The 2594-nt window shown below is 46.8% G+C and carries 3 protein-coding genes; all 3 read right to left on the reverse strand.

What is annotated here, in order from left to right; translation table 11 throughout:
- Nucleotides 1–31 precede the first annotated feature (31 nt).
- Nucleotides 32–1678: an IS66-like element ISAba17 family transposase gene (locus FTT63_RS15155; protein WP_001094416.1), complete on the reverse strand. Its 1647-nt coding sequence runs from the start codon at nt 1676–1678 to the stop codon at nt 32–34.
- A 74-nt stretch (nt 1679–1752) separates the two neighbouring features.
- A complete protein-coding gene (tnpB, locus tag FTT63_RS15160) occupies nt 1753–2088 on the reverse strand; it encodes an IS66 family insertion sequence element accessory protein TnpB (RefSeq protein ID WP_000618090.1) in 336 nt (111 codons plus the stop codon).
- Nucleotides 2085–2513, reverse strand: a complete 429-nt coding sequence (locus FTT63_RS15165) for a transposase (protein ID WP_000364662.1) — start codon at nt 2511–2513, stop codon at nt 2085–2087. Before FTT63_RS15165 ends, tnpB begins: the two co-directional genes overlap by 4 nt.
- Nucleotides 2514–2594 lie beyond the last annotated feature (81 nt).

Below are 2594 nucleotides of genomic sequence, written 5' to 3' on the forward strand. Positions count from 1 at the left end.
GTAAGCATCCGCTGAACGCCATCGCCAAGTTTTAACGGGGTTCAGGTTTCCAGCGGTGAGGTAGTAATTCTTCTATTTGGGGCACTTTATGTGTTGGCAACCTTTTCAGCACATCACTTAAATAGGCATACGGATCCAAGCCATTCAGCTTTGCTGACTGGATTAAAGTCATGATATTGGCAGCTCGTTGACCACTGCGCAGCGAACCTGCAAATAGCCAGTTCTTACGCCCCAAGGCCCAGGGACGCATTTGGTTCTCTATCCAATTATTGTCAATGGGTAGATTGCCATCATCCAGATAGCGGCTTAAAGCAGTCCAACGTTTTAGGCTGTAATTGATCGCCCGGGCGGTTGGAGAACTCGATGGCACCGTCAGCTGATGTTGGTTGAGCCATTCATATAGTTGTTGCATGACCGGTTGACTATGCTGTTGTCGGTATTCGCAGCGGTCTTCCGCTGTACCATCCGTCTTTTTTCTTAATTCTGCTTCTATCGCATATAATTTCTGAATCAGCACTAATGCCTGTTCAGCGACCTGACTTTTCTTGGTCACATGTAGTTCATGGAATTTACGACGTGCATGTGCCATGCAGCCCACCTCAATGACCTGACCTGATCTAAAGCGTGCTTTATAACCACTGTAATCATCACAGACCAAATGACCCTGCCAGCCTTTCAGGAAGTCTTCAGCATGCTGGCCAGAACGGCTATCTTGAAAGTCATAGATCACTGCCTGAACTGGATTGTACTGTGTGCTGGCATAGGCCCAGACATAACCTTTTTTGGGCTTTTTCTCATTTTCACCCATCTGCATGACCGTCACCGGTGTTTCATCTGCATGGATCACCTGCTGTTGCAGTACCACCTGTTTTAAGGCATTGGCCAGAGGTTCCAGTTCCACCCCACAGCGGCCAATCCAGTCAGATAACGTTGATCTAGACAGATCAACACCTGCGCGTAGAAAGATTTGACGTTGACGGTACAAAGGCAAATGATCGGCATACTTTGACACCAGCACATGGCTAAGCAATTCAGGTGAAGCAATGCCTTTATCAATCACATAGGCTGGCATCGCTTGCTGAGTCAGAGTGTCACACTGATCACAGACCCATTTACCACGCACATGCTGTTCCTTATAGAACTGTGCCGGTCTGAAATTCAGTTTTTCACTGACATCTTCACCGATACGACGCAAGGTACAGCCACAACTGCATTGTGTTGATTCAGGTTCATGCTCAATACGGAGGGTGTGTAGATGATCTGGCAACAGCCGACGTTTAGGTTTGTTGACTGGGGCTTTCTGTGCAGCTGCATTGGTTTTATCTGCATTCAGTCGTTCCAGTTCCAGATCAACCGCTGCAATATCTTCTTCAACCGCTTCATCCCAGAGATGGATTTGTTTTGCGGTTAGATGTTCGTTTTTACTGCCGAATTTATGCTGTTTAAATAGTGCAAGCTCATGCTCGTATTTTTGATTGAGAATAGAAAGATGTTGAACTTTAGAATCTAATTGCTGATTGGTGACTTCAAGATGTTGAACTCTGGCATCTAATTGCTGATTTGATTGTTCCAGTTGTTGTTTAGATTGTGCCAGAGACTGATGCTGCATCGCCAACTGTCTGGTAAATTCCAGCAGTTGTTCATGGGTCAGTTGGCTTAAATCAGGCAGCGTATTCATGACCGCAGTATGCCTGAGGTCATGATGCAGAGGAAATAGAACGTTTGGAGAATAGCAGAATGGATGAGCCTGGTTTAGAGCATTGTTACCACTTGCTGCAGTCCGATTCTTTGCCAGGGCAAACCCTGGATCAGTGCCTGTAACTGCTCCGGGCTGATCGCCATACTTTCACCCTGGTGAACTTTAGCCCAGTGGAATTTCCCCTGTTCCAGCCGCCGGGCACACAGCCAGATACCCAGTCCATCATGCACCAGCACTTTCATACGATGGCCACGCTTATTACAGAACAGGTAAGCGCAATGCGGTTTGATGTAGCCAAAGGCTCTCAGCACCTGAGCCATGGCTGTATCCATCCCTGCACGCATGTCCATCGGCTGGGTAGACAACCAGATCTCATCAATACGAATCATTGAGTCAAACCCTGGATCAGCAACAGTAATTCAGTTACTGACTCCACCGGCCAGTCGATCTCGATCATCTGATCCCTTGCGGAACTTGGTGCCTCATGTAATGGAATCCTGATATGAGCGACAGCTTTCTTCTCTGGCACAGGTGGTAGAGGTGCTTCTTGTTTGACTGGAGTCGGGTGAAGAATGACCGGAAGAAAGTCAGTCTGTGGAATGGATGGGGTTTTTAATGCAGGGGGCATTGATCTGGACTGACGAATCCATTTATGTAGCAGATTGGCATTGATCTGATGTTGCATTGCTACCTTGGCCACTGATGTATCTGGCTGCTGGCATTGCTGAATAAGTTGATGTTTAAATTCAGCTGTGAAGGTTCGACGGGGCTTTTTTAGCGTTGGTGCACTGTCTATAACTGTCTTTAAATCCATAAATAGGTGTCCACTTAAATTTAAGTGGACACTATCGCGGTATTAATGAGTTAGAAAAAGTGGGGTTCAGCGGACGCTTAC

Origin of the sequence: Acinetobacter sp. C15, assembly GCF_013420645.1 — a bacterium.
Classification (GTDB): domain Bacteria; phylum Pseudomonadota; class Gammaproteobacteria; order Pseudomonadales; family Moraxellaceae; genus Acinetobacter; species Acinetobacter indicus.